This window comes from Streptomyces hygroscopicus subsp. hygroscopicus, assembly GCF_030269125.1.
GTDB classification, from domain to species: domain Bacteria; phylum Actinomycetota; class Actinomycetes; order Streptomycetales; family Streptomycetaceae; genus Streptomyces; species Streptomyces hygroscopicus_C.
Window position 1 is genome coordinate 62,064 of record NZ_BSSM01000024.1, and the last position, 23,464, is coordinate 85,527.

The following is a 23,464-nucleotide window of genomic DNA, read 5'->3' on the forward strand; positions in this document are numbered from 1 at the left end:
CCCATCGTGCAGACACCCTCCGAAGCCGCTCGCCCGGTCCCCGCGGACGCCAGCGGCGCCGTGCGCCCCGGCACGGCGCCGGACAACCCGGCGCAGCGGCGCGTCGAGGAGATCCTCGCGGAGCTGACGGGATCGGGCGTGGAGGCGGGGGTGCAGGTGGCGGCCTGGCACGACGGCGAGACGGTGGTCGACGCCTGGGCCGGGACGGCCGACGCCGCCGAGGGCAGGCCGATGCGACCGGACACCCTGGTGCCGGCCTGGTCGACCGGCAAGGGTGTGGCGGCCGCCCTGGTCGCGGTGCTGGTGGACCAGGGAGTGCTGGCGTACGACACACCGGTGGCGCGGTACTGGCCGCGGTTCGCCAGGGCGGGCAAGGAGCGGATCACCCTGGGGCAGGTGCTCGGACATACGGCCGGCCTGCCCCACCTGCCGGCGGACGTGACGCCGGAGCGGTTGCTCGACCTGCCCGCGATGGCCGACTGGATCGCCGGGCAGCGGCCGCGGTGGGAGCCCGGCAGCGCGTTCGGCTACCACGCCTGGACCTACGGGGTGCTGCTGGCCGAGATCCTTCGCCGGGCCACCGGCCGGACCTGCGACCGGTTGCTGCGCGAGGAACTGGCCGACCCGCTCGGAATCGGGGACGAACTGCTCTTCCACGTCCCCGGGCACCTGGCGCCACGGGTGGCCACCTGTGACGACGGCGGCTGGGCGGCCCGTCTCGAACGGATGCCGCCCGGGGCGCCGTTCTTCACGTGCGTTCCGCGCGGGGTGCTGCCGGTGGCGGAGCTGGGCAACCGCGACGACTTCCGCCGCACGGCGCTGCCGGCCAACGGGATCATGACCGCGCGCGGGGCCGCCCGGCTGTACGCGGTGCTGGCCTGCGGCGGTGAGTCGGCGGGCGTGCGGCTGCTGTCGGCGGCGACCCTGAGGGAGGCGACGAGGGGATGGGTGAGCGGGGTGGACAGGATGATGGGCACCACCTGCACGATGGGCGGCGGCTTCGTGATCGGGGACAGCGGGGCGAAGCCGGTGCGGCCGCCGGGCGGCTTCGGCCACAGCGGGTCGGGCGGCAGCACGGCCTTCGCCGACCCCGCGCACCGTTTCTCCTTCGCGCTGGTCAAGAACCGCATGACCGTGCCGGGCCTGGACGCGCGACTGGCGGGCGCGATCCGTTCCGCGCTCGGCATCGCGGGCGACTGAGCGGCTCCGGGCGGCAGAGCCGCACCGCGCCGGGGCGACGGCGCTTCGCGGTATCGGGCAGGGGCGGCGGTACCCCCGTAGCCGCCGCCCCACCGCATGATCGTGCTACGGGCGGACACGCACTGTCAACGATCGTTTTCGGTTGGTCAATCGATCGTTGAATCCCCGCGTCACCGCACGTCGCCCCACGCGTACGCCGCCCCACGTCCGCGCGGCCGGCGGAACAGGGCCACGGCCTCCTCGACACGTCCGGCCCTCACGAGGTGCGCGGCGGGGGCGTGCCGCCGGGCCGGGACGGCCGGGCCCGGGAGCGCGACGGCCTCCTCCGTCCGCCGGCGCCGGAGAGCGGCTCGGCGAGGTCCTGCGCCTGGTGCCGGTCCTCCGGTTCAACACGTGCCGAGTCTCCTCGATCGCCCGCTCCCGACGACCACGGGCGACCGGCGGCCCGACCCGCAGCCGGGACAGATCGCCCGGCCCGCCGCGGTGTCGGTCTCGCCGCCGGCGAGGTGGGCCCACCCCGCCCCGGCGCGCCCCTGTGGCGTCGGTCGCGCCGGTCCGGCCTTCGCCGCGGGCTCGGTGGTCGCGTGTGCGCTGCTGCGCGACCACGGCTGTGCGCGCGCCGCGCTGTGGCGGGCGTGAGGGCTCCTGGCCGGGCCGGTGCGGCGCGGGTGGGCGCCGGCGCCACACCGGTCCCGGCGCCGACGGCCACCCGTCCGCGCCGAACTCCGCCCGCCCTGCCCGCTGTCGGCCGCCCCCGGGCGCCGCGCCGATCGCGTCCGACAGGGACCGGGCGACGAAGCGGCACGCGCGGAGGGCCGCCGGCCACGCCGAGCACCTCGCCCGTGGGCGGCGCGGCATACGGCGTTCGGACGCCCACGGCCGTCACGCTCCCGCGCCGGCCCCCGCCGCGGCGATGCTGACCCTGCGGCTGTACCGCTGCAGCGCCAACTGCCCGTCGTGCGGCTCGCCCGGGTAGCTTTCCAGCATCGAACCCAGCCGTGTGACCCGCAGCGCGCCCGCCCGGAAGAACTCGGTGGCGAGCGGCATCACGCGGTCGTCGGCGGCGTGCAGGCCCACGGTCTGCAGATAGCGCCGCATCGGGTGGAGGACCCGCACGATCTCCTCGCGCGGCAGCGGCTTGACCCAGACGGTACCGAACAGGGGAGAGGCGGTGAGCCCGGCACGCTTGTCCGCGAGGACGTGCCAGCGGCCTCCGGGCCCGCTGAAGGTCCGGGTGAGGCCCAGGTGCTCCTCGAGCCGCGCGACCGTGACGACGTTCGTGACCTCCGCCTGTTCGGCCGGCTCCCTCGGGAACTCGGGAAAGCCGTCCGCCTCGGCCGCCAACGCGTCGGCGAGGGCGCGGGCCTCGGTGAACAGCGCCTGCGTGTCGTCCGTGTCGACGTAGACGACCTGCGGGCTGGTGCACGTGCGCTGGCCGTTGCGCAGGATGTCCCGCGCCAGCGCCCGCAGCGCCCGCCCGTCCCGCCGGTCCCCCGTGCGGTCGAGATAGGCGAGGGAGATCTTGGGCCCCCACTCGACCAGCCGGCACCCGGACGGCAGGAACCGCGCGACCCCCTCGACCGCCTCCTCGGTGCCCCAGACCGCCACCGCGTCGGCCGGGCGGCACAGCCGGCGCAGCCACTCGGTGTTCCGGGAGGAGAACCGCAGCACCACCAGCCGCTCGCGCACCTGCCCCGAGGGATCGGCATCGGCCAGCGCCGCCAGCGCGTGCTGGGTGAACATGCCCTCGGCGCCACTGGTCTTGACAACGTTGACGTTCCCGGCGAGCAGCCCCTCGACGACGCTGAGCACCCCGGCGACGGCCACGTTCCGCGGGGCGATGTGGACCAGCGTCCCGATCGGCTGCCACAGTTCGGTCGCGCCCTGGCCGAAGGCAGAGGGGACGGGCCGGTGCGGCGCGGTACCACCGAGTTCGGCGGTCAGTTGGGCGGACAGCTGCTCGGGATCGAGAGCGGCGGCCAGACCCGCGAGGGCGGCTTCCGCGTCCTCGGCGGGGAGCGCCGTCGTGGCGGGGTCGGTCAGGTCGGCGAACAGCCGGCGGTATCCGGCACCGTCCGGATCGCCGAGGACCGCGGCCAGCCTCCCGCACGCGGCGAGGACATGCTCGGTGTCCAGCGGCCCGGACAGGGCGGGAAGCACGCCGCCGAGCCCGTCGAGCCGGCGTCCGGCCTCCTCTTCGTCGACCCATTCGCCCTGCCAGTAGTAGGGCGTGGTCTGCGCGACGGTCTTCATCGGACCTCCAGGAGTTCCGCCGCGGCGACGGCGCAGGTACGGTTGCGGCGGACTCCGGCCCGCCCGTGGACCTCGAACCACGGCGTGGCGATCCCGCAGTCGCCGGGGGGACGCAGGGTGCCCAGGTCGGCCATCAGGATGCTGTGGGCGGGCAGCGCCGTGATGAACGGCGACACGAACTGCAGATAGCCGCGGGCGCCGTACCCCACCGGCTCCAGGGTGCGCACGTCCCGCACCACGCAGCGCGCCCACACCGGCACATGGAAGTGGTGCTCCGCGCACTCGATGTACGGCAGACAGTGCTCGACGGAGCCGTAACAGTCCCGGACCCGCTCGCCCGCGATGCCGAGCCGCCGCTCGATCGCCTCCCGGAACTCCCCGCGTCCGATGGCCCGATCGGCATGGCTCTTCCACCCGCCGCCGGTCAACACGAGCGAACCCGCAGGCAGTTGCAGCGGCGGCACCCCCATCGTCCCCATCCGTTCGAGCACGGCGTGCAACAGGGCGGGGAAGCCGACGATCCGCACCGGCTCCGCGCGCGCCGCGAACTCGACCAGGGCGTCGACGCAGCCCATGGGATCGAACTCGTGCCCGTCGCCGGTGTTCCGCAGCGCGTGCGCCGCGGAGGCCACGGGCGCGAAGTCGCACAGCTCGCTGAGTCCGTGCGCGGCACCGACGGTGAGCCGCGGGTCCGGCTCGTAGCCGAGGACGAGGTAGTTGGCGGGACGTTCCACGTCGATCAGCCCCAGCGCCTTCATCGTCCAGGCGTCCATCCGCTGCGCCGCCCCGATCGACCAGGCGTCGAAACCGATCTCCGTCTTCTCGCCACCCGTCCCCGACGACGTCAGCCGCAGGGCCACGGCATCATCCGCGATCGAACTCAGCGCGTGCCGCTTGAACAGGTTCACATGTATATAAGGAAGGTCGGTGATCCGCTCGATCCTGTCCATATCCGGTGCCCCCGCCTCCTTCCACACGGACCCGAACAGCCGATTGCGCAGGGCATGCCAGGCATTGATCTCCCGCATGGCCGCGACGAACAGCTCGTCGGCGTCCTCATCGGTGCGAAACGGGTCGGAGACGCCGCACAACTCCCGTACGTTCGGAAGCTCTTCCGGGTCCGGCACCTCCAGGGGCCGGAAGTACTTCCCGAGGGAGTCGAGTCGGCGTACGAGGTCGACATCAGGGGTCGACGCGGTGGTCATGGCACTCCTTCTTGATCACGACGTATGCGGACCAATTTGAACCCGCCGAGCCGGAAATCGCCGACGCGTACGAAGGATTCGAGCCACAACGGCCGTTCGGACGCCGCACAGGTCCCGCGGGGGAGCGTTCTTCGAGGCCGGGACTCACCGGTGGAGATGAGCCAGGAGCCCTTCCCGCACGGGGTAGGGGCGTTCAAGGGGCAGGAGTTGCCGCGCGGCCTCCAGGTCTCCGTCTCGTACCCGTGCGTGGACGGTGTGGGCGAGGGAGGTGACGTCGGTGATGGAGACGGTCCACTCGTCGGCGTAGCGACGTGCGGCTTCACCGGCGAGGCCGAGCTGGAGCGAGCGGTGGGCGAGCGGCCGCAGGCGCAGGTCGCGTTCCGGGTCCCATTGGACACGGGCCGGAGCCCGCTCCAACCGGCGCTTCCACGCGGCGCGGTCGGCGTGCAGCCCCCGCTCGTAGTGGGACAGGCAGGCGTGTTCCAGTGCCCACTCGAAGCCCGCGCGGGACATCTCGATGGCGAGGACCGTCTCCTGCCCTTCCTTGGTGCCCCACCCGCAGCGGTACATCATCCACAGGAACGAGGGCTTGACCCACGTCATCCGGTCCCGTTTCCACACCCCCGGAAAACGGCCGTCCCGGGCCGCCGGCAGGCCGATCTCCGGGGTGTACGCCTGGTAGACGGTCACTGTGGAGTCCGTGTACACGGCACGGACGCGGTATTCGGGTTCTGTCACGGGGACCAGGGTGGTCACACCGTTTCGCGCACGCCATCGAATTTCGGCGGTGCGGAGCCGCCGTGGTGCTCCGCATCCGCCCAAAGGACGCTCAGTCGAGACAGAACTCGTTGCCCTCGACGTCCTGCATCACGATGCACGACTCGTTGTGCTCGTCGGCGAACAGCGTGTTCACGTGCGTCGCTCCGAGCGCGACCAGTCGCGCGCACTCCGCTTCGAGTGCGGCGAGGCGTTCTCGGCCTACGAGCCCGGTGCCGACCCGCACGTCGAGATGCACCCGGTTCTTGACGACCTTGCCCTCGGGAACGCGCTGGAAGTACAGCCGCGGGCCCACGCCCGAGGGATCGACGCAGGCGAACGCCGAACCCTGCCGCTCGGGCGGCAGCGAGCGATCGAAATCGTCCCACGTGGCGAACCCCTTCGGCGGCGGCGGTACGACGTACCCCAGCACCTCACACCAGAAACGGGCGACGCGCTCGGGTATCGCGCAGTCGAAGGTGACCTGGAACTGCCTGATCGATGACATCGGCGCACCATAGCAGGACGGGAGACCCGCTGCTGTGGGTTGCCGACGGCCCCTGACGGCATGGCAACCTCCTCTCGCTTCCGGCCAGTTGATATGTGTATTGGCCATTCGTGTCACAGGAATGTCTCAGGGGCGGGTGCCGGGCAACCGGGGTGAAGGAGGTTCTGTCTGGATAGTCGCAAGGCCCGCTCGCCAGGAGCGGGGCCCGACCTCAGGGGGAATTGATGCGCGTCCAGAAGATCTCGGTGCTCGCTGTCGCGGGTGTGGCTCTCGGCCTCTCGCTCACGGCCTGTGGTGGCGGCGGCTCCGACAGCGCCTCGTCCTCCCCGACCGCTTCGTCCACGGCCACGGCCACGAGCACGGCGCAGCCCGCGCCCTCCGCCTCCAGGTCCGCCCAGGGCTCGACCCGCACCGAGCCGGCGGGCACCGCGAAGAAGTCCGGTGTCAGCTGCACCAACCAGATCGACTACGCGGGTGACCCGCGGTCGAACGCGGAGATCAACTCCATCGGGGAGCGGACGGGGCACTGTCCCGTGCCGGAGAAGGGCACCAAGCCGGCGGGCACCCCGAAGAAGCCCGGCGTGAGCTGCACCAACCAGATCGACTACGCGGGTGACCCGCGGTCGAACGCGGAGATCAACTCCATCGGGGAGCGGACCGGTTACTGTCCCGTGCCGGAGAAGGGCACCAAGCCGGCGGGCACCCCGAAGAAGCCCGGCGTGAGCTGCACCAACCAGATCGACTACGCGGGTGACCCGCGGTCCAACGCGGAGATCAACTCCATCGGCGAGCAGACCGGCTACTGCCCGCCGGTCCAGCACTGACCTCACCGTCCGCTCCGGAGGCGGGACCACGAGCACGACCGCTGCCCGACGGGGGCGGCGGTCTTCTCGTTCCCGGGACCCGGGGATTCAGCGGCGGAGGGCGTAGCACCGCAGCACGTCGAGGTCGGCGGTGCGGACCCTGGACCAGCCGGTGGTCAGGGTCCGGGCCTCGGCCGGGGTGATCCCCAGGTGGTGGAGCGGGTCGTCGTCCGGGCGGCGGCCCGCGAGTTCGGTGACCACCCAGAAGGTTCCGCCGGGTGCGAGGAGCAGCCGGACGCGCTCCAGGAAGGCCGCCTTGTCTTCCATCCACCGGTAGACCAGGCGGCAGGTGACGAGCGCGTACGTCCCCGCGCGGAACGGCGGCGTGCCGAGGTCGTCGGCGGCGAAGTCCATGAGCCGCCAGGCGGGGCCGCCCCCCTGCCGGGCGGCCTCGGCCAGGGCGCTGGGAGCGCAGTCGACGCCGGTGGTGCGGTAGCCGAGCCGGTGGAGGCGGCGGGCGAGCCCCCCGTCACCGGTGCCGACGTCGAGGGCCGGGCGGCCGCGTCCGGGGCCGACATGATCCGCCAGGAGCGCGGCCTCGGCATCGTCGATCGCCCGGTACCGGCGTCCGGACGCCCACAGCGGTTCCCAGTGATCGGCGGTGGCCGTGCCCCTCGTCATCAGGCTCCCTCGTGGGCGGCGGCCGCGCGGTCACCGCCGGCCGGACGTATGTCCGACATCAGACTGCCAGATCGACCGCGACCGCGCTCCGCGCCCTCCGCATCACGGAATCCGGAGCCAAAGGCTCACCAAGAGCGGGGGAGTTCGCGCACGCCAAGGGGTGCGGGGCGGACCCCGGCGTCAACGTCCCTTGACCGCGTCGCCGGTTCAGGTGCTTGCGCGAGACGCTGCGCTTATCCGGTGTTCTTCCAGAAAATAATCGACTCAACGAAGCCACCGAAGGGGAGTCATACATGCGCCGTAGCCGGATCGCCCTGCTCGTCGCGGCCAGTGCGCTGCTCGCGGCAAGCGCCACCGCCGGCACCGCCTTCGCGGCGGAGGAGGGCGACGTCGTGGTGTTCAGGACGGAACTGTCGCCGTTGACCGTCTATCACGACCCGCACGGATGCCAGAAGCTCCCCCCGGACGCACATGTGCTGACGAACCGCACGGACCGGCCGGTCACGGTGTACGCGGACCCCTTCTGCCTGACGCCCGGCCTGATCGTGAGGCCCGGGTACGGCTCGCACGTGGCCCCCGCAAGCGGCAGCTTCTCCGCCTGAGCCACGGCCTTCCCGTCCCGCCCGCACATCCTTCCGCACCTTGGAGAACCCGCGCAGATGGCCGCCGAACTCGTCGTCATGGGGCTGGGGCACGTCGGGCTGCCGCTCTCCCGAGCCGCGGTCTCGGCCGGCCTGGCGACCGCGGGATACGACGTGTCCCGCACGGTGGTGGACGGCCTGGCCGACGGCCGCTCACACGTCGGCGGGGTCGGCGACGCCGACGTCGCGGCCATGCTCCGCGCCGGCTTCCACGCCACGGACGACCCCGGGGTCCTGGAGGGCGCGCAGACCGTGGTGATCTGCGTACCCACCGGACTCACGGAGCAGGGCCTGCCCGACCTGTCCGCGGTCGAGGACGCGGCCGGGGCCGTCGCCGCCCGGCTGCGCCCCGGCACGCTCGTCGTCCTGGAGTCCACCAGCTACCCGGGCACCACCGAGGACGTCGTACGCCCCCTGCTGGAGCGCGGCAGCGGTCTGCTGGCCGGTGAGGACTTCCACCTCGCGTACTCGCCGCAGCGCATCGATCCCGGCAACCCGACCTGGGACGTCCGCAACACCCCCAAGATCGTGAGCGGCCGCACGGCGCTGTGCGCCAAACACGCCGTGGCCTTCTACTCCCGGTTCGTGGACCAGCTCGTGGTCGCCCGCGGCACCCGGGAGGCGGAGATGGCCAAGCTCCTGGAGAACACCTACCGCTACGTCAACATCGCCCTGGTCGACGAGGTGGCCCTGTTCTGCCACGAGACCGGCATCGACATCTGGGACGTGCTGCACTGCGCCGCGTCGAAACCGTTCGGCTTCGCGTCGTTCAGCCCCGGACCCGGCGTCGGCGGGCACTGCATCCCCGTCGACCCCCGCTATCTGGCCGCCCGCGCGGAGTCACAGGGGTTCGCGTTCCGCACCCTGGCAGCCGCCCAGGACGTACTGAGCCGCATGCCGGACCACGTGGTGGACCGCGCGCTGACCCTCCTGGCCGAGGCCACCGGCCGCCCCGAGGGCGCACGGGCCCTGCTGCTCGGTGTCACCTACAAGCCCGACGTGGCCGACATCCGCGAGACCCCGGCACGTCAGGTGGCCGCGGGACTGCTCGCCGCCGGCGTCGAGGTCGTGTACCACGACCCCTACGTGCCCGAGTTCACCGTCGACGGCCGCCCGCTGCCCCGCACCGAGAACCTCCAGGACGCCCTGGCCCGCGCCGACGTGGCCATCCTGCTTCAGGACCACGCCTGTTACGCGGGGGAAAGGCTGGGCCAGGCCCGCTGCGCCCTCCTGGACACCCGCGGCAGGGCCGTGGGCAGCAGAGTCACCCTTCTCTGATCGTTCCCTTCCGCCGGCCACGTCCGGCGCGCCCTCCGGCCGGCCCGAAACCGACCCCCAGAGCCCGCGCACCGGCACCGCCGTGCGTGGATGCGGCCCTGACCGGGCGCCGCAGTCCGTATCGCCGCACCACCAGCCAAGCCAAGGAGAGACACATGAGCACCGCTGCCGCAAGCGAGCGTCTGGTGAAGCGTTTCGACAAGTGGGACACCGACGGCAACGGAGTCCTCGACGCCGCCGACTTCCAGAGCGAGGCCGGGCGCATCGCCCAGAACCTCGGCAAGGACGCCGGCTCGCCGGAGGTCCAGGATCTCCAGAACGCCTTCAAGGGGCTCTACGAGTACCTGGCCGACAAGGCCGGTGTCGAGGCCGGCGACGCCATCAACCGCCAGCAGTTCCTCGACGCCACCGGGGACATCCTGTTCAAGGAGGGCGAGGCCAGCTTCAACCGTGCCCTGTCGCCCATCGTCAAGGCGCTCGTCCGCCTGTGCGACGACGACCACGACGGCCACATCGACGCCCGTGAGTTCCAGTCCTGGCTGGCCGGCGTCGGCGTCCCGGTCTCCGAGGCCGGTCTGTCGTTCCAGAAGGTCGACAAGGACGGCGACGGGCGGCTGTCCGAGGACGAACTCCTCGAAGTCGTAAGGGACTTCCACTTCGGCCGACTCGAGGTCGAGCTGCTCGGCTGACCTGCCGGACCGCCTCCGGTGGCACCGGATGGCGCCGCCGGGCTCAGCGGTCGGCGCCACCCGGTACGGCCTCACCGGGGCACCACCACACCGAGGCCGGGCCCCCGCCGGTCCGGTCACACGAGGGCCCCTGCACCCGATGCCGGACGCAGGGGCCCGCCTCGCGCTCAGGCTCGGTGCCGTCAGGAGCGGTGGGTACGGGGGTCACGACGTCTTCCCCGGGTCCGCGCCGGGCAGGACGGGCCCACCCTGCGTGAAGGTGACGGCCACCTCCGGCCGCAGCCCCAGGTCCCGGCCGCTGACCGAACGCTCGGCATGGATCAGGATGTTGTAGTGGTTCGGCAGATGGCAGGCGTCGAAGCCGAGCACCCTGCCGACCGCCGTGTCCCCGACCCGCACCAGGTCACCCCGGTCGATCACCCCGCCGCATCCCAGCTCGACGAAGCCCAGGAAGCCCACCCGGTCGATCCGGGCGCCCGGTCGGGGCTCCCACTGGTCGGTCGTCACCAACTCGTGCACCTCACCTCGCCGTACACAGCGCGCGGCATGTTCCGCCACCCGCATACCGCGGTCCGTGCGCCGGTGCACCAGCACTTTGACCAGGGCGCCGCGCACCACGCGCTTCGGGCCGTCCTCCGCGGGGTTCACCGGCCCGCCCCCTCCGCCGCCGGCCGGGCGCACCCATAGGCCGCCTCCACCAGCTCCAGTGCCTGCAAGCCCCCGTGCGCCCCCGGTCCGGCCGGGCCGCCCGTCGTGCTCACGATCCCCGCGAACTCCCCGAGAATCCCCTCGTACTCATGCCACAGCGACCCCTTGAACGCGGCGTGCCCGGCCAGCATGTCGGCGTCCAGCAGCTCCCCGTCCGCCAAGACCACCGAGACGTCCTTGAGTTCCCCCGGGTACGACCAGTCCAGCTCGACCTTCGCCGTCGCCCCGGTACGGCCGCGCAGCCGGATCCCCGCCCGCCGGTCCACGCCGGACGCGTCGCGCTCGATCGCGCAACCGGTGACCGTGAGGTCCCCGAGCAACAGCCGTACCACGTCGAGGGCGTTGGGGCCGTTGTCGGCCAGACAGCCCCCGCCGCAGCGGCCCGGGTCCAGGTACCAGTCCTCGCCGCCGAGGTGGTCCTCGATGCGCTCCAGGTACCGCACCCGGACCGCACGGATCTCCCGGCCCGCCACCCGGCGTGCCAGATCGCGGACGGCGGTGTTGTAGCGGCGGTGGAACGCCGTCACCAGCGGGACCCCGCGGCGGCGCGCCAGATCCACCAGCACGCCTCCCTCGGCCGCGGTCAGGGCGAGCGGCTTCTCCACGCACACCGGGACGCCGGCGTCCAACGCGTCCCGGCACACGGGCAGATGGACGTCGTTGGGGACGGCCACGATAAGGGCGTCGGGCCGGGCCTCGGCCAGCAGCGTCCGGTGGTCGCGAAAGCGTGCCGCCGACCCGGTGAACCCTTCCAGGGCCTGGGCGCGGGCGTCGCACACGGCGGTCGGTTCCCACGCGGGCAGCCGTTCGGCGGCGGCCAGGTAGTAGGGCGAGATGGCGCCGAGGCCGACGATCCCGAGGCGCAGGGGCACGTTCACGAGCGTCCCCCGAGCAGACCGAGGGCGGTCAGTTCGTCGTACAGGTGCGGCGGCAGCGGGATGCCGTCACGGCGGCGCTCGGCCGCGAGTTCAGCCTCCCACCAGCCCGGGTAACGCACCGGTTCGCCCTCGCGCACGGGCGGGCAGCCGGTGAGCGCGCCGAACAGGGAGCGGGTCGCGCCCGCCACGTCCGCGTCGGGGCGCAGCACCCGCGGGGCGATGGCGAGCAGGAAGAAGCCGATGTCGTCGTCGCTGCCGTGCGGCCGTCCGTCCCCCTCCAGGGCCGCGGGCGCCGGGCCCAGCGCCGCGCCGGAGACCACGGCGGCCAGCAGCTCCACGGCGATGCCGAGCCCGAAGCCCTTGTGGACGCCGGTCTCCGCGCTGCCGCCGAGCCAGCGCAGGAAGGCCTCGCCGCGGTCGAAGGCCGCCGGGTCGGTCACCGGATCGCCCGCCGCGTCCTCCAGCCACCCCGCGGGCACCGGTTCCCCGCGCCGGGCGGCGACGCGGACCTTGCCGGTGGGCGCGACGGTGGTGCTCATGTCCAGCAGGAACGGGTGTCCGTCGAGCGCGGGCGCCGCGACGCTGAGCGGGTTGGTGCCGAGCATCGCGACCGCGCCGCCCGGGGGGCGTGCGATGCGCTGGCCGCCGCAGTTGCTCGCGACCACGCCGATCATCCCCGCCGCCGCGGCCCGGCCGGCGTGGAACCCGGCGCACCCGAAGTGGGTCGCCCCGCGCACCGACACCAGGCCGATCCCGTGCCGGGCGGCGCGTGCCACGGCGTCGTCCATGGCCTCGGCCGCGGCCCACAGGCCGAGCGCGCGGCGGGCGTCCACGACCGCGCACGCGCCCAGGTCGGTGAGGGTCCGCGGTTCGGCGCGGGGGTCGCAGCGGCCCGAGGCGAGCAGCGGCAGGTACAGGCGGCCGAGGTTGAACACGCCGTGGGAGTCCAGCCCGGTCAGGTCGCCGTGGCACAGCGCGTCCGCGGCGAGCCGGGCCCGCGCGGCAGGGATGCCGTGCCCGGCGAACAGGGCGGTGAGCGCGGTGCGCAGCTCCGCGTGGCCGACCAGGACAGGGGTGTGCTCGGCCGCTCGACGGGCGGGGGGTGCCGTCATCCGGATTCCTTACGGAGGGGGGTCGGGTTCTCGTCGGATCGGTTCTCTTCGGCGAAGGACGTGACGAGCCGGTGGATCACTCGGGCGAAGTCCTCCAGGTCGGCGAGGTCCACGAACTCGCCGGGCGCGTGGGCGCGGTTGGCGGCGAGGGAGCCGGGACCCAGCACGGCCGTGAAGGCGTCGTCCAGTCCCGCGGCCCAGATGGCGTCGCAGGTGAAGCCGGGGTCGTCGGCCGCCGGCCGCGCTCCCGCCCGGCTCAGCAGGGCCTCGGCCCAGGGGTCGCGGTTGTCCAGGGCGGGCAGCCCCTGCTTGTCCCAGGCGAGCCCGGTGATCCGCGCCGCGTCCCGCGCGGTGCGGGCGAACTCGCGGCGTTCGCCGAAGAGTTCGGCGAAGCGGGCGAGGCCGTCGGCGAGGTGCCGGGTCACCGCGCTCTTCAGGCTGCCGCCGTCGGCGCTGGTGCGGTACGAGAGGTTCAGCAGCAGCGTCCCGGTGCCGTGGACGCGGTTGTGGGTGCGGCCGGTGTGCAGTCCGGCGACGCACACCCGGGCGCCGGGCACGGCCCCGTCCAGGCGGGCGGCGAGGTGCTGGGCGAGGAAGCCGAGCAGCACGGTGGCGTTGTGCCCCGCGTCCGGGTGGTCGTCCACCGCGTCCTCGCCCGCCACGGTGATCCGCGCGGTCATCGCGGCGGTGGCCCGGGGCAGCGCGCGCAGCCCGGTCGGCTCGCAGAACACGTTGAGCCGGCCGTGGTACCCCGCCTCCAGCAGCGGACGGGTGCCGTAGGTGCCGAGGGCACCGCCCTCCTCCCCGGCGACCGCCGCCACGAGGACCGTGACGTCCCGCCCCACGGCGGGGTGCGACGCGGCTGCCGCCAGCCCGGCGAGCAGCGCGACCGCGGGCCCCTTGGCGTCGACCGCGCCCCGGCCGGTGAACCGCGCGCCGTCGAAGACCGGCGCGGTGTGTCCGGCGACGGTGTCCAGGTGCACGTTGAACATCACGGTGTCCGCGCGCGGCCGCTCGGGTCCCAGCCGCAGCAGCAGACTGGGCTGACCGGCGAGGAAGCGCGGATCGCGGGCGGCGGCGGTCACCGTGGCCGGTACGCCGGGGCGCTCCAGGCAGTCGGCGGCCGGCGCGGCGAGTCGTACCGTGCGGAACCCGGTCTCGGCGGCGGCCGCCGCGTAGCGCTCCAGGAGCCGGGGCAGCAGGGACGGCGGGTCCTGCGGGCCGGCCTCCAGCGGGTTGACGCTCGGCAGGCGCAGCAGGTCCAGGAGCAGGTCGCGGTACCGCCCGGTGAACAGAGCGCTCACGCCAGGGCCCGCCCGGGGCCCAGCAGCGCGGCGAGCGCGTGTCCGGCCCGTACGAAGAGATCGACCGCGTCCTCACCGGCCCGGGTCAGCCCCTCGTGGGGCCGTACGGCGAGATGCGGTTCGAGGGAGAGGGCCCCGGTGTAGCCGTGGGCGGCCAGGATGCGCAGGCACTCGGCCACCCCGGCATCTCCCTCGCCGGGCAGCGTGTAGGCGGTGGAGCCGTCCGGCAGGCGGACGGCGTCCTTGACGTGGACGTGCGCGACGTACGGCGCGAGGCCGCGGAGCATGGCCGGGGCGTCGTAGCCGTAGGGGACGCCGTTGCCGGTGTCGAACAGCAGCCGCAGGGCGGGGCTGTCGACGGCGCGCAGGAGCCGCAGCGCGCGGTCGGCCCGGTCCCCGGCCCAGCCCGCGCAGTTCTCGTGCGCCAGCAGCAGGCCCGCGCGCTCGGCGCGGTCCGCGAGGACGGCGGTGCGGGCCAGCACGCGGTCGGCCCATTCCCGCTCCGGCAGGCCGTCGTTCGGATACGACATGATCCGCACCAGCCGGCAGCCGAGGACGGCGCACCGCTCGGCCAGCACGTCGAGTTCGGCGAGGTCCCGCCCGAGGTCGCCGGTGACGGGCCGCGACCAGTTACCGATCCGGGAGGCCACGGCGGCCACGGTGACGCCGTCGTCCGACAGCCGCCGGGCGAGCGCCCCGAAGGCGGCGGGGGAGAGGTCGGCGAGCGCGGTGCCGTCGACGTCGCGCAGTTCGACGGTGGTCCAGCCCAGGCGGCGCAGGGCGGTCAGCTGGCCGTCCGTGCCGGGCGCGGCCTCGTCGCCGATGCCGGTCAGCGGTCCGAAGCGGTGGACGGCGGGACGCTGTCGCGCGGGCATGTCAGCGGCTCCCGGCACGGGCGTGGGGCACGACGGTGTGCGGTACGGCGGTCGTGTGCGGTACGACGGCGCAGTGCGCGCGGGCCGCGCACAGCAGACGGGTGGTCGCGCAGGCGAGCGGGAAGTTCACGGCACCGGCCGTGCCCGAGGCGAAGCCGCGGTAGGCGCCCGCCAGGAAGTCGGTCAGCGCGTCGTCGCGGAACACCTGGTGCGCGGCCTCGGACTCGGCGGCCCCACCGTGCACGATGAGCTGGGCGTGGTCGTCGTCCTCGCTCAGCGGGAAGTGCGCTGTCGCCGTTCCGCCCTCGAACGCGCAGACCACGCTGCGCTGCCGGACGGGCGCGCCGAGGTCGGAGCGCAGGTGCGTCAGCACTCCCGACGGGTGCTCCAGCTCGACCTCCGCACCGCCGAGGCGGGGCAGCGCGCGGTCCTCGCAGCGCAGGTCCCAGCAGCGCGCCACGCGGAGTTCGGCCGGCCCGGCCAGGTCCAGGGCGAGTGCCAGGGAGTGGGGGATCTCGACGTCCAGGGCCGTCGGATGCCCGTCGGCGGCCAGCGACCGCAGGAAGCGGGGTTTGTGCTGGTCGACGGTGATACGGCGGAGGGGGCCGAGTGTCTCCTCGCGGACCAGCCGGCGCAGCCGGCCGGCGAGCCGGGAGCTGGTCCAGTGCGACACGACCACCATGTCGAGGTCCGCCCGCTCGCGGAGCCGTACCAGGGCGTCGAGTTCCGCCGCGGAGGAGGCGAGGGGCTTCTCCACGATCAGCCTGCGGACGCCGTGCCCGGCCAGTTGCGCGATCACGTCGTACCGCAGCCGGGGCGGTGTGCACACATGGGCCACCGCCGTGCCGGGGTCCACCCGGGCCAGGGCCTGCTCCAGCGTGCTGACGGCCGTGACCTCGTCGGGGGCGCCCACGGTGCCCGGTGCGCCGGCGCGCGGGTCGCAGCCGACGGCGGGCAGGGCGACGAGCGGATCGCCCGTGGCCGCGGTGCGCCGGGCCAGCCGGGCGAGGGTCCGCAGATGCAGTCCGGACCCGGAGCGGCCGAGCCCGACCACGAGGGGCTGCAGCACGGGGCCTCCTGGGGGAAAGGGGGAGAGTGGACACCGGGCGTGGGACGCGCCGTTCGCGTCATGCCGCCCACGGCTTCCGCGTCACGTCGCGCACAACCGCGGTGCGCCGCACGACTATTGCGGCCCGAAAAGGAAAGGGTCAAGTGATCCGGAACGCCGTTACCCACAAAGTGTGAAGATGATCCTTTCCTTTCTCCGCCCGCGGGAAGACCCGACTAGCGTTGCCGTTCCACAGGAACGAACGGGACGGGTGAGAGATTGCCTTCCAGCGGACAGCTTCGGGCGCCGACCGGGGGCGTGTCGCCGACCGCCCCGGATGCGGGCGAACCGATTCCCTTCTTCTCCCAGGCCGCGACTTTCGAACGGTTGTGGCCTGCTGTCGAAAAGGCGTTGGAAGACGTCTTCGACAGTGGAAAGTTCAGTCACGGAAAACAGGTCGGAGAACTCGAGACGGCACTCGCGGAATACACCGGCGCCCGTCATGTGATCGGTGTGAACAGCGGTACCGACGCGCTCGTACTGCTGCTGCGGGCCTGCGGGCTGCGACCCGCTGACGGGGTCCTGGTGCCGGCGTACTCGTTCTTCGCCACCGCCTCGGCCGTCGAACTCGCCGGCGGACGGCCGCAGTTCGTCGACATCGACCCCGAGACGTACGCGATGGACCCCACGGCGCTCGACGCCGCCGTCACACCGCGCAGCCGCTTCGTGATGCCGGTGCACCTGTTCCACACCATGGCCGACGTCGAGGCCGTCCAGGCGGTCGCCCGGCGGCACGGCCTGACGGTCGTCGAGGACAGCGCCGAGGCGATCGGCATGCGCAGGCACGGGGTCCACGCGGGCCTGCACGGCGTCGGCGGCGTCCTGTCCTTCTTCCCCTCCAAGACGCTCGGGGCGATCGGCGACGCCGGGGCCGTCCTCACCGACGACCCGGAAGTGGCCGACACCGTAGCGGCCCTGCGCCACCACGGCAGGGGCGGCCCTACACTGAACGACTTCCCGGCCATCTCCACCCAGAGCGCGCTGGTGGGCGGGAACAGCAAGATGGACGACATCCAGGCGGCCGTCCTGCTCGCCAAACTGCCCCTCCTTGAGGAGCACATCGCCCGCCGCGCCGCACTCGCCGCCGCCTACACCGCCCGGCTGCGGGACCTTCCCGGCGTCCTCCGCCTGCCGCGGACCACCGCCGAGCGACCGGACGACCGCGACGTGCACTACGTCTACCTGATCGAGACCGAGCACCGGGACGCCCTGGCCGCCCACCTCGCCCGGCAGGGCATCGGTACCGAGGTCTACTACCCGCTCCCGCTGCCCCACCAGCCCGCCTTCGGCCACCTGGGCCACCGGCCCGGCGACTTCCCGCACGCCGAGGCGGCCGCACGGCACGCCCTCGCCCTGCCGTTCCACCCCGATCTCCGCCCCGGCGACCTGGACCGCGTCTGCGACACCCTCGGCTCCTTCCTCGCCACCACGAGGACCACCGCATGACCACCACGCCCGCCACCGCCGTCCCCTTCTTCCCACCCGACCTCTTCGAGGCCGACCGCGCCGAACTGATCGGCCTGGTCCGCGAAGTGGGCCTCGATCAGGAGCAACGCTTCATCCTGGGCGCGCGCACCGCCGCCTTCGAGGAACTGCTGCGCGCGGACCTCGGCGCCGCCGACGTCGTCGCCTGCTCCAGCGGCACCGCCGCGCTCTCGCTGGTGCTGCGGGCCATGGACCTCGGCCCCGGCGACGAGGTGATCGTCCCGGCCTTCGGCTGCGCGCCCCTGGCCTCCTCGGTCGTCACCGTCGGGGCCACCCCGGTCTTCGCCGACATCCGGCCGGACACCATGACCATGGACCCGGACGACGCCGAACGGCTCGTCACCGAGCGGACCCGGGCGGTGATGCCCGCCCACATGTTCTCGGTGATGGCCGACATGCCCCGGTTCGCCGAGCTGGCCCGCCGCCATGGCCTGCGCCTGCCGGAGGACTCGGCGGTCGCCCAGGGAGGCGTGCTGCGCGGCGTCCCGGCCGGGCTGTGGGGCGAGGCGGGCGTCTACTCCTTCGTCCAGGTCAAGACGTGCGGCATGCCCGGCGAGGGCGGCGTGGTGATCACCCGGGACCCGGCGCTCGGGGAGCGGGTGCGGATGCTGCGCAACCACGGCCAGCCCCCCGGGCGGCGGTTCGTCCACCACGCCGTCGGCGTCAACAGCCGCTTCGACGAGATCCAGGCCGCCTTCCAGACGCACCGCTACGCCGGTCTCCCCGCGCGTCTCGCGCGGCGGGCCGAGATCGCCGCGTACTACACCGAGCGCTTCACCCCGCTCGCCGACCGCGGGGTGACCCCGCCGCCGCCCGACCCGGACGGCCGGTGCTTCTACGTGTACACCGTCCTCGCCGACGCCCGGGAGGCGCTCGCCGCGCACCTGGCCGAGCACGGGGTGGCGGCCCACGTCTACTACCCGCGGCCCCTGCCCGCGCACCGTGCCTTCGCGCCCTACGCGCCCCCCGGTGCCCGCTGGCCGAGAGCGGAGGAAGCCGCCCGCCGCCATCTGGCGCTGCCGGTCCACCACTTGCTGACCGACGCCCAGGTCCAGCGGGTCGCCGACCTCGTGTGCGCCTTCGCCGCCGGGCACGGCTGAGGGCGTCGGTGTCCTGGACCGCGAGGTCGACGGCCCGGCCGGGCTGAGCTGCCCGCGGACCGAGGACATCCCGGAGGAGCGGCTGCCCGGGGCCCTGGAACGCGTGGTCCTGGCGCCGCGGACGGCGATCCGCTGCCCGTCGTGGTCACCGCCGACGGCCGACTCGACCCGGACGCCCGGGAACAGGCCACGAACGGGCTACCGAGGCTGCGTGAACCGGCCGTTCTCACCTGGGACGATGTGCCCGCACCGGCACCGGCAAGGTCCGCCGCGCCGTCCTCGCACGGCGGCTCACCGGCGCGGGGCCCGCGGGCACCGGGCGCTGGACCTGACCGACCGCGTGTCCGCCCCCTCCGGCCGGCCGCGTCCCGGCCGGCCGATCCCCGAGGAGAGGAGCCCCCCTCATGGCACCGCCGGCCCCCGCCCGCGCGGTCTTCGCCAACGGCACCGCGCACAGCCGAGCACAGCACCGCTGTCTGGAGGACGCCTACGACCCGGTGACCCTGCCCCGCCTGGCCGCCGCCGGCGTCGGACCGGGCTGGGACTGCCTGGAGATCGGCGCGGGCGGCGGCAGCATCGCCCGCTGGCTCGCGGACCGGGTCGCACCCGGCGGCTCGGTGCTCGCCACCGACCGCGATCCCCGCGACCTCGCACCCGGCCCGGGTCTGGAGGTCGCCGCCCTCGACGTGGCCCGAGACCCGGTCCCGGAGGCGGCCTACGACCTGATCGTGGCCCGCCTGGTGCTCCAGCACGTGCCCTCCCGCGAGGCGGTCCTGCACGGCCTCGTACGAGCCCTGCGGCCCGGCGGGCTGCTCCAGATCGACGAGATCGACGCCTCCTACGAGCCGCCGCTGCTGACCCCGGACGCGGCCGCCGAGGCGCTGTACGTCCGTTTCCTGCGGGCCAAGACGGCCGCGATGCGCGCCGCGGGCGGCGACCCGCACTGGGGACGCAGGGTGCCGGGCGCCCTGCGCGCGGCGGGGCTGACCGGCATCGACGTCCACCTGTCCATCGGCGTACGACACGCCCATGACCCCGGCCTGGGGCTGCAGTTGAACCACACCCGCAACCTCAGGGACCGGCTGGTGGCACAGGGCATGACCGACGAGGAACTGGACCGGGTCGGGGAGTTGATGCGGGACCCGTCGTTCCGCGCCGCCTCCAGCGTCTTCTACTCGGTGCAGGGCCGCCGGCCCGGCGAGGAGCACAGGTGACGCCGAGTCCTCGTACCGACGTACCGGCGGTCGCCACCGCGATCGCCGACCGGCTGCTCCGGCACACCGCGCCGGGGGCGCGGGTGGGGCGGCACACCATCGACCGGGCGGGCCCGGTCGCCATGGACCTGCCGGACGAGCGTGCCGTACAGGCCGCCTGCGGTCTCATGCACGTCCACGGCCGGGCCACCGGCGGCCCCGTCCCGCTCGCCGTCGACTACGCCTCGGTGGTCGCCGGGGTGCTCGCCGCCCAAGGCGCCACCGCGGTCGCGATCGGGCGGGCCCGAGGACTGGGGCTGCGCGAGGCGCGGACCTCGGTGGCCCAGGGGGCGCTGCTGGCGGTCGGCCAGTACCTCGCCGCCGCGACCGCCGGGGAGGACGACGGACCGCCCGAGCCGAGGGTGTGCGCGGGCGGGCTGGCGACGCTCGACACGTGCGACGGCGTCCGCGTGGAGCTGGAGACCCTCGACCCGCCGGCCTGGCGGGAGTTCTGGGCCCGGCTCGATGTACCGCCCGCGCTCGCCGGCCGTGGCTGGCTGCCCTTCCAGCAGCGGTTCGCCACCGCCGTCTGCCCGTTGCCCGACGAACTGCGGGAGGCCGTCCGCCGGCGTACGTCGGCCGAGCTACGGGCCGCCGCGGGCGACACCGGCGTCAGCCTCCTCGTCGTCGGTTCCGACCCCGCTCCGGCCGTCCGCCCGGACCCCTGGCGGCTGACCCCCGCACCGGACGCCCGCCTCCGGCGGCCCGTTCCCGCACCGGCACCGCCCGGCCCGGACGCCGGTACCGCCTCGTCCCTGCCCCTCGCGGGCCTACGGGTGGTGGAGTCCACGCGCAGGGTGCAGGGCCCCCTCGCCGGGCACGTGCTGCGGATACTGGGCGCCGAGGTGATCCGGATCGAGCCGCCCGGCGGCGACCCGATGCGCTGGCTGCCCCCGCTGGCGGGGGGCACCTCGGCCCGGTTCACGGCCCTCAACGCGGGCAAGCGGGTGGTCGAGGCCGACATCACCACCGGGCAGGGCCGGGACACCGTGCGCGCGCTGGCCGCCGAGGCCGACGTCTTCGTGCACAACTGGGCCCCCGGCAAGGCCGCCCGGCTCGGCCTGGACGCCGCCGACCTGTCGGCCGCCCGTCCCGCCCTCGTGTACGCCTGGGCCTCCGGCTTCGGCGACGCCCTCGGCGACCGGCCGCCCCTGGGCACCGACTACCTCGCCCAGGTGCACGGCGGACTCGCCGCCGCCGTGCGCCCGGCGGACGAACCCCCGGCGCCCTCCCTGATGACCCTCACCGACGTGCTCGGCGGACTGGTCTGCGCCCAGGGCGTGCTGGCCGCCCTCGCGGCCCGGGAGCGGACCGGGCGTGGCTGCCGCGTCGACTCCAGCCTGATGTCCGCCGCCGCCCTGGTCCCGCGTCCGGCGCACCGGGTCCGCTGGACGGCACTGGACCGGCCGCTGCGCACCGCGGACGGCCATCTCTACCTCGGCGCCGAGGCCCGCGCGCACCCCGATGCGGTGCACCGCCTGTTCGGCCCCGCGGGCCTCGCCGCCCTCACCACCGCGGAGTGCGCCGGACGGCTGGCCGCAGCGGGCCTGCCCGCCACTCCCGTCCACACCGACCTGGCCGCGCTGGCGGACGACCCCGCGTTCGAGGCGGCCGTCGCACCGTCCGACCCGGTCGTCGGCCACGCCCGCCCGCACGCGCCCTGGGAGTTCGCATGACAGTCGCCCCCGCCGTCCGCCCCGGGGTCCGGGGCGGGCACCCGGTGTGGACCTCACGCGCCGGCGTCCCCTTCCCCGACCTCGTGCCGCGGGACCGGCGCCGGGCCTGGGTACGGGAGGGCCTGTGCCCGGACACCGACCTGTACACGCTGTTCACCGCCCGGGTCCGCGAACACCCGGACCGCGCCGCCGTGGTGGACGGCTTCGGCACGCTGTCCTACACGGCCCTCGGTGCCGAAGTCCGCCGCGTCGCCGCCCTGTTCGCGCACGCGGGCCTCACCGCCGGGGACGTGGTCGCGCTGCGGCTGCCCGACGGGCGCGACGCCGTGGCCGCGGAACTCGCCGTGTACGCGATCGGCGCGGTGGCCCTCCCGCTGCCCCCGGGCACCGACGACCGCGACACCCGTGCCCTGCTCGCCCGCTCCCGGGCCCGCGCCGCCGTCCTCGCCTCGGCACACCGGAGCCGGGCCGTCGCCGAACTCCCGTACCTGGAAGCGGTGTTCGTGCCCGGAGCGGGCGACGGACACGCGCTCGGGCTGCACGCACCGCGGTCCCGGGCGGCCCTGCCCTGGCGGCCACGGCCGGTCGACCCCTACGGCCCCGCCCGCATCCTGGTGTCGTCCGGGTCCGAGACCGAGCCGAAGATGGTCGCCTACAGCCATCACGCCCTCGCCGGCGGCCGGGCCCGCTACGTCCGTTCCCTGCACCCGGACCCCGCCGCGCCGCCCCGCCACCTCGTCCTCGTCCCGCTGGCCTCCTCCTTCGGTTCCCTCGGCACCCCGGTCACCCTCGCCGTCCTCGGCGGGACCCTGATCGTGCCGGCGCGGTTCGACCCGGCGGACACGCTGCGGCTGGTCGCCGAGCACCGGCCCACCCACCTGTTCGCGGTGCCCACCATGCTGCGGCGCGTCGCCGAGCTGCCGCCCCGACCGGGCGAGGACACCTCGTCGTTGCGCGCCGTCGTCTCCAGCGGCGCCCCCCTGCCGCCGGCCGTCGCACGGGCCTGCCGCCGGCGCTTCGGCCGCCCGGTGGTGACCGTCTACGGCTCCTCGGACGGCGTCAACTGCCATACGGCGGGGGAGGGTCGCCCCCCGGGCGACAGCGTCGGCACCCCCGACCCCGCGGTCGCCCGCATCCGGATCACCGGTCCCGACGGAGCACCGCTGCCCGCCGGACACCGCGGCCAGATCGAGGCCCTGGGCCCCATGACACCGATGTGCTACGTCGCCTCACCCGAGCTGAACGCCCGTTACCGAACCCCCGGCGGCTGGGTCCGCACGGGCGACATCGGCCGGCTGGACGAGCACGGCAGGCTGCACGTCGTGGGCCGGCTCAGACGCGTGGTCGTACGCGGCGGCCTCAACATCAGCCTCGCCGAGGTCGAACACGAACTGGGCGGCCATCCGTCCGTCGCGGAGGCGGTGTGCGTCCCGGTGCCCGACCCGGACCTCGGGGAACGGCTGTGCGCCTGCGTCCGCCCGGCCCCCGGCACCCCCGCCCCCACACTGGCCGACCTCACCGCCCACCTGCTGGCCCGCGGCCTCGGCCGCCGTAAGCATCCCGAACGGCTCCTGCTGCTGGACGAGATGCCCCTCGGTCCCACGGGCAAGATCTGCTACCGGACGCTCGCCGCCCGCGCGAGCCGTACGGGGGGCGACGGAGGGCCGGTTGGATGAGGGCCGGTCCCGGCCCGGCGGGGGAGGCGCTCCCGACGACGGCCGACGGGGCGCGGCGGTCGGCGCGGGTGAGCCCGGAGACCCACTGGGCCCCGTCGTCCATGGCGTGCACCGCCGGCCGGGACGCCGCCGGGCGCGAGGGCCCGGGACGGGCGCGGGTCCCCGAGGGCCGCGCCGAGCGGCGCGCGGCGTTCCCGGCCGGCAGGGCGTCGAGGGGGCCCGTACGGCAGCGGGATCGCCGCGCCGTCCCGCACGCTTCGGACATCCGGGACGGG

21 protein-coding genes are annotated in these 23,464 nt (G+C 74.6%); 10 read left to right on the plus strand and 11 right to left on the minus strand.

Annotated elements, in window-relative coordinates:
• Positions 1 to 6 precede the first annotated feature (6 nt).
• Complete coding sequence (locus QSK45_RS35200; protein WP_285562997.1) at positions 7 to 1,200, plus strand: serine hydrolase domain-containing protein; 1,194 nt, start codon at positions 7 to 9, stop codon at positions 1,198 to 1,200.
• A gap of 882 nt (positions 1,201 to 2,082) precedes the next feature.
• On the opposite strand, the gene QSK45_RS35205 is transcribed toward QSK45_RS35200, so the two are convergent.
• From QSK45_RS35205 to QSK45_RS35220, 4 genes are all read right to left on the minus strand, one after another.
• A complete protein-coding gene (locus QSK45_RS35205; protein WP_285562998.1) occupies positions 2,083 to 3,453 on the minus strand; it encodes an acyl-CoA reductase in 1,371 nt (456 codons plus the stop codon).
• On the minus strand, positions 3,450 to 4,658 hold the full coding sequence (locus tag QSK45_RS35210; RefSeq protein ID WP_285562999.1) for a LuxE/PaaK family acyltransferase: 1,209 nt from the start codon (positions 4,656 to 4,658) through the stop codon (positions 3,450 to 3,452). The genes QSK45_RS35205 and QSK45_RS35210 overlap by 4 nt, the downstream gene beginning before the upstream one ends.
• Before the next feature lie 144 nt (positions 4,659 to 4,802).
• Positions 4,803 to 5,396: a DUF4291 domain-containing protein gene (locus tag QSK45_RS35215; RefSeq protein WP_285563000.1), complete on the minus strand. Its 594-nt coding sequence runs from the start codon at positions 5,394 to 5,396 to the stop codon at positions 4,803 to 4,805.
• Positions 5,397 to 5,487: 91 nt separating this feature from the next.
• Positions 5,488 to 5,922: a VOC family protein gene (locus QSK45_RS35220; RefSeq protein ID WP_285563001.1), complete on the minus strand. Its 435-nt coding sequence runs from the start codon at positions 5,920 to 5,922 to the stop codon at positions 5,488 to 5,490.
• Positions 5,923 to 6,146: 224 nt separating this feature from the next.
• Here QSK45_RS35220 and QSK45_RS35225 point away from each other — a divergent pair, with 224 nt between their 5' ends.
• Positions 6,147 to 6,746, plus strand: a complete 600-nt coding sequence (locus QSK45_RS35225) for a hypothetical protein (protein ID WP_285563002.1) — start codon at positions 6,147 to 6,149, stop codon at positions 6,744 to 6,746.
• An 87-nt stretch (positions 6,747 to 6,833) separates the two neighbouring features.
• On the opposite strand, the gene QSK45_RS35230 is transcribed toward QSK45_RS35225, so the two are convergent.
• The gene (locus QSK45_RS35230) at positions 6,834 to 7,406 is read right to left on the minus strand and encodes a class I SAM-dependent methyltransferase (protein WP_285563003.1); all 573 of its coding nucleotides are present in this window, start codon (positions 7,404 to 7,406) and stop codon (positions 6,834 to 6,836) included.
• A 293-nt stretch (positions 7,407 to 7,699) separates the two neighbouring features.
• Between QSK45_RS35230 and QSK45_RS35235 the strand changes: the two genes are divergently transcribed.
• The 3 genes from QSK45_RS35235 to QSK45_RS35245 all read left to right on the plus strand — a co-directional run bounded on the left by QSK45_RS35235 (position 7,700) and on the right by QSK45_RS35245 (position 10,014).
• Positions 7,700 to 8,008, plus strand: a complete 309-nt coding sequence (locus tag QSK45_RS35235; protein WP_285563004.1) for a hypothetical protein — start codon at positions 7,700 to 7,702, stop codon at positions 8,006 to 8,008.
• A gap of 57 nt (positions 8,009 to 8,065) precedes the next feature.
• A complete protein-coding gene (locus QSK45_RS35240; protein ID WP_285563005.1) occupies positions 8,066 to 9,325 on the plus strand; it encodes a nucleotide sugar dehydrogenase in 1,260 nt (419 codons plus the stop codon).
• 155 nt (positions 9,326 to 9,480) lie between these two features.
• Positions 9,481 to 10,014 (plus strand): EF-hand domain-containing protein, encoded by a 534-nt coding sequence (locus tag QSK45_RS35245; protein WP_285563006.1) that lies wholly within the window; start codon positions 9,481 to 9,483, stop codon positions 10,012 to 10,014.
• Between the two features lie 204 nt (positions 10,015 to 10,218).
• Here the strand turns inward: QSK45_RS35245 and QSK45_RS35250 are convergent, their stop codons facing one another.
• Genes QSK45_RS35250 through QSK45_RS35275 form a run of 6 tightly spaced genes read right to left on the minus strand, consistent with a single transcriptional unit; the run spans position 10,219 to position 15,960 of the window.
• Positions 10,219 to 10,662, minus strand: a complete 444-nt coding sequence (locus QSK45_RS35250) for a DUF6917 domain-containing protein (protein WP_285563007.1) — start codon at positions 10,660 to 10,662, stop codon at positions 10,219 to 10,221.
• Entirely contained in the window at positions 10,659 to 11,594 is a 936-nt protein-coding gene (locus QSK45_RS35255) for a Gfo/Idh/MocA family protein (RefSeq protein WP_285563008.1), read from the minus strand. Before QSK45_RS35255 ends, QSK45_RS35250 begins: the two co-directional genes overlap by 4 nt.
• A gap of 2 nt (positions 11,595 to 11,596) precedes the next feature.
• Positions 11,597 to 12,712, minus strand: coding sequence for an Ldh family oxidoreductase (locus QSK45_RS35260; RefSeq protein ID WP_285563009.1), 1,116 nt, complete (start codon positions 12,710 to 12,712; stop codon positions 11,597 to 11,599).
• The gene (locus tag QSK45_RS35265; RefSeq protein ID WP_285563010.1) at positions 12,709 to 14,016 is read right to left on the minus strand and encodes a M20/M25/M40 family metallo-hydrolase; all 1,308 of its coding nucleotides are present in this window, start codon (positions 14,014 to 14,016) and stop codon (positions 12,709 to 12,711) included. The genes QSK45_RS35260 and QSK45_RS35265 overlap by 4 nt, the downstream gene beginning before the upstream one ends.
• Positions 14,013 to 14,891, minus strand: coding sequence for a sugar phosphate isomerase/epimerase family protein (locus tag QSK45_RS35270; RefSeq protein ID WP_285563011.1), 879 nt, complete (start codon positions 14,889 to 14,891; stop codon positions 14,013 to 14,015). Before QSK45_RS35270 ends, QSK45_RS35265 begins: the two co-directional genes overlap by 4 nt.
• 1 nt (position 14,892) lies before the next feature.
• On the minus strand, positions 14,893 to 15,960 hold the full coding sequence (locus QSK45_RS35275; protein WP_285563012.1) for a Gfo/Idh/MocA family protein: 1,068 nt from the start codon (positions 15,958 to 15,960) through the stop codon (positions 14,893 to 14,895).
• A gap of 297 nt (positions 15,961 to 16,257) precedes the next feature.
• Here QSK45_RS35275 and QSK45_RS35280 point away from each other — a divergent pair, with 297 nt between their 5' ends.
• From QSK45_RS35280 to QSK45_RS35300, 5 genes are all read left to right on the plus strand, one after another.
• Positions 16,258 to 17,445, plus strand: a complete 1,188-nt coding sequence (locus QSK45_RS35280; protein ID WP_285563013.1) for a DegT/DnrJ/EryC1/StrS family aminotransferase — start codon at positions 16,258 to 16,260, stop codon at positions 17,443 to 17,445.
• Positions 17,442 to 18,584, plus strand: coding sequence for a DegT/DnrJ/EryC1/StrS family aminotransferase (locus QSK45_RS35285; RefSeq protein WP_285563014.1), 1,143 nt, complete (start codon positions 17,442 to 17,444; stop codon positions 18,582 to 18,584). The genes QSK45_RS35280 and QSK45_RS35285 overlap by 4 nt, the downstream gene beginning before the upstream one ends.
• Before the next feature lie 404 nt (positions 18,585 to 18,988).
• A complete protein-coding gene (locus QSK45_RS35290; RefSeq protein WP_285563015.1) occupies positions 18,989 to 19,798 on the plus strand; it encodes a methyltransferase domain-containing protein in 810 nt (269 codons plus the stop codon).
• The gene (locus QSK45_RS35295; protein ID WP_285563016.1) at positions 19,795 to 21,513 is read left to right on the plus strand and encodes a CoA transferase; all 1,719 of its coding nucleotides are present in this window, start codon (positions 19,795 to 19,797) and stop codon (positions 21,511 to 21,513) included. The genes QSK45_RS35290 and QSK45_RS35295 overlap by 4 nt, the downstream gene beginning before the upstream one ends.
• Positions 21,510 to 23,189 (plus strand): class I adenylate-forming enzyme family protein, encoded by a 1,680-nt coding sequence (locus QSK45_RS35300; RefSeq protein WP_285563017.1) that lies wholly within the window; start codon positions 21,510 to 21,512, stop codon positions 23,187 to 23,189. Before QSK45_RS35295 ends, QSK45_RS35300 begins: the two co-directional genes overlap by 4 nt.
• The last annotated feature ends 275 nt before the right edge of the window (positions 23,190 to 23,464 follow it).

Bases quoted from the DNA above. Each gene is read 5' to 3' on its own strand.
- QSK45_RS35270 (WP_285563011.1), bottom strand. From the start codon at position 14,891: ATGCCCGCGCGACAGCGTCCCGCCGTCCACCGCTTCGGACCGCTGACC.
- QSK45_RS35230 (WP_285563003.1), bottom strand. From the start codon at position 7,406: ATGACGAGGGGCACGGCCACCGCCGATCACTGGGAACCGCTGTGGGCG.
- QSK45_RS35290 (WP_285563015.1), top strand. From the start codon at position 18,989: ATGGCACCGCCGGCCCCCGCCCGCGCGGTCTTCGCCAACGGCACCGCG.
- QSK45_RS35225 (WP_285563002.1), top strand. From the start codon at position 6,147: ATGCGCGTCCAGAAGATCTCGGTGCTCGCTGTCGCGGGTGTGGCTCTC.
- QSK45_RS35240 (WP_285563005.1), top strand. From the start codon at position 8,066: ATGGCCGCCGAACTCGTCGTCATGGGGCTGGGGCACGTCGGGCTGCCG.
- QSK45_RS35260 (WP_285563009.1), bottom strand. From the start codon at position 12,712: ATGACGGCACCCCCCGCCCGTCGAGCGGCCGAGCACACCCCTGTCCTG.
- QSK45_RS35285 (WP_285563014.1), top strand. From the start codon at position 17,442: ATGACCACCACGCCCGCCACCGCCGTCCCCTTCTTCCCACCCGACCTC.
- QSK45_RS35235 (WP_285563004.1), top strand. From the start codon at position 7,700: ATGCGCCGTAGCCGGATCGCCCTGCTCGTCGCGGCCAGTGCGCTGCTC.
- QSK45_RS35205 (WP_285562998.1), bottom strand. From the start codon at position 3,453: ATGAAGACCGTCGCGCAGACCACGCCCTACTACTGGCAGGGCGAATGG.
- QSK45_RS35220 (WP_285563001.1), bottom strand. From the start codon at position 5,922: ATGTCATCGATCAGGCAGTTCCAGGTCACCTTCGACTGCGCGATACCC.
- QSK45_RS35300 (WP_285563017.1), top strand. From the start codon at position 21,510: ATGACAGTCGCCCCCGCCGTCCGCCCCGGGGTCCGGGGCGGGCACCCG.
- QSK45_RS35245 (WP_285563006.1), top strand. From the start codon at position 9,481: ATGAGCACCGCTGCCGCAAGCGAGCGTCTGGTGAAGCGTTTCGACAAG.
- QSK45_RS35210 (WP_285562999.1), bottom strand. From the start codon at position 4,658: ATGACCACCGCGTCGACCCCTGATGTCGACCTCGTACGCCGACTCGAC.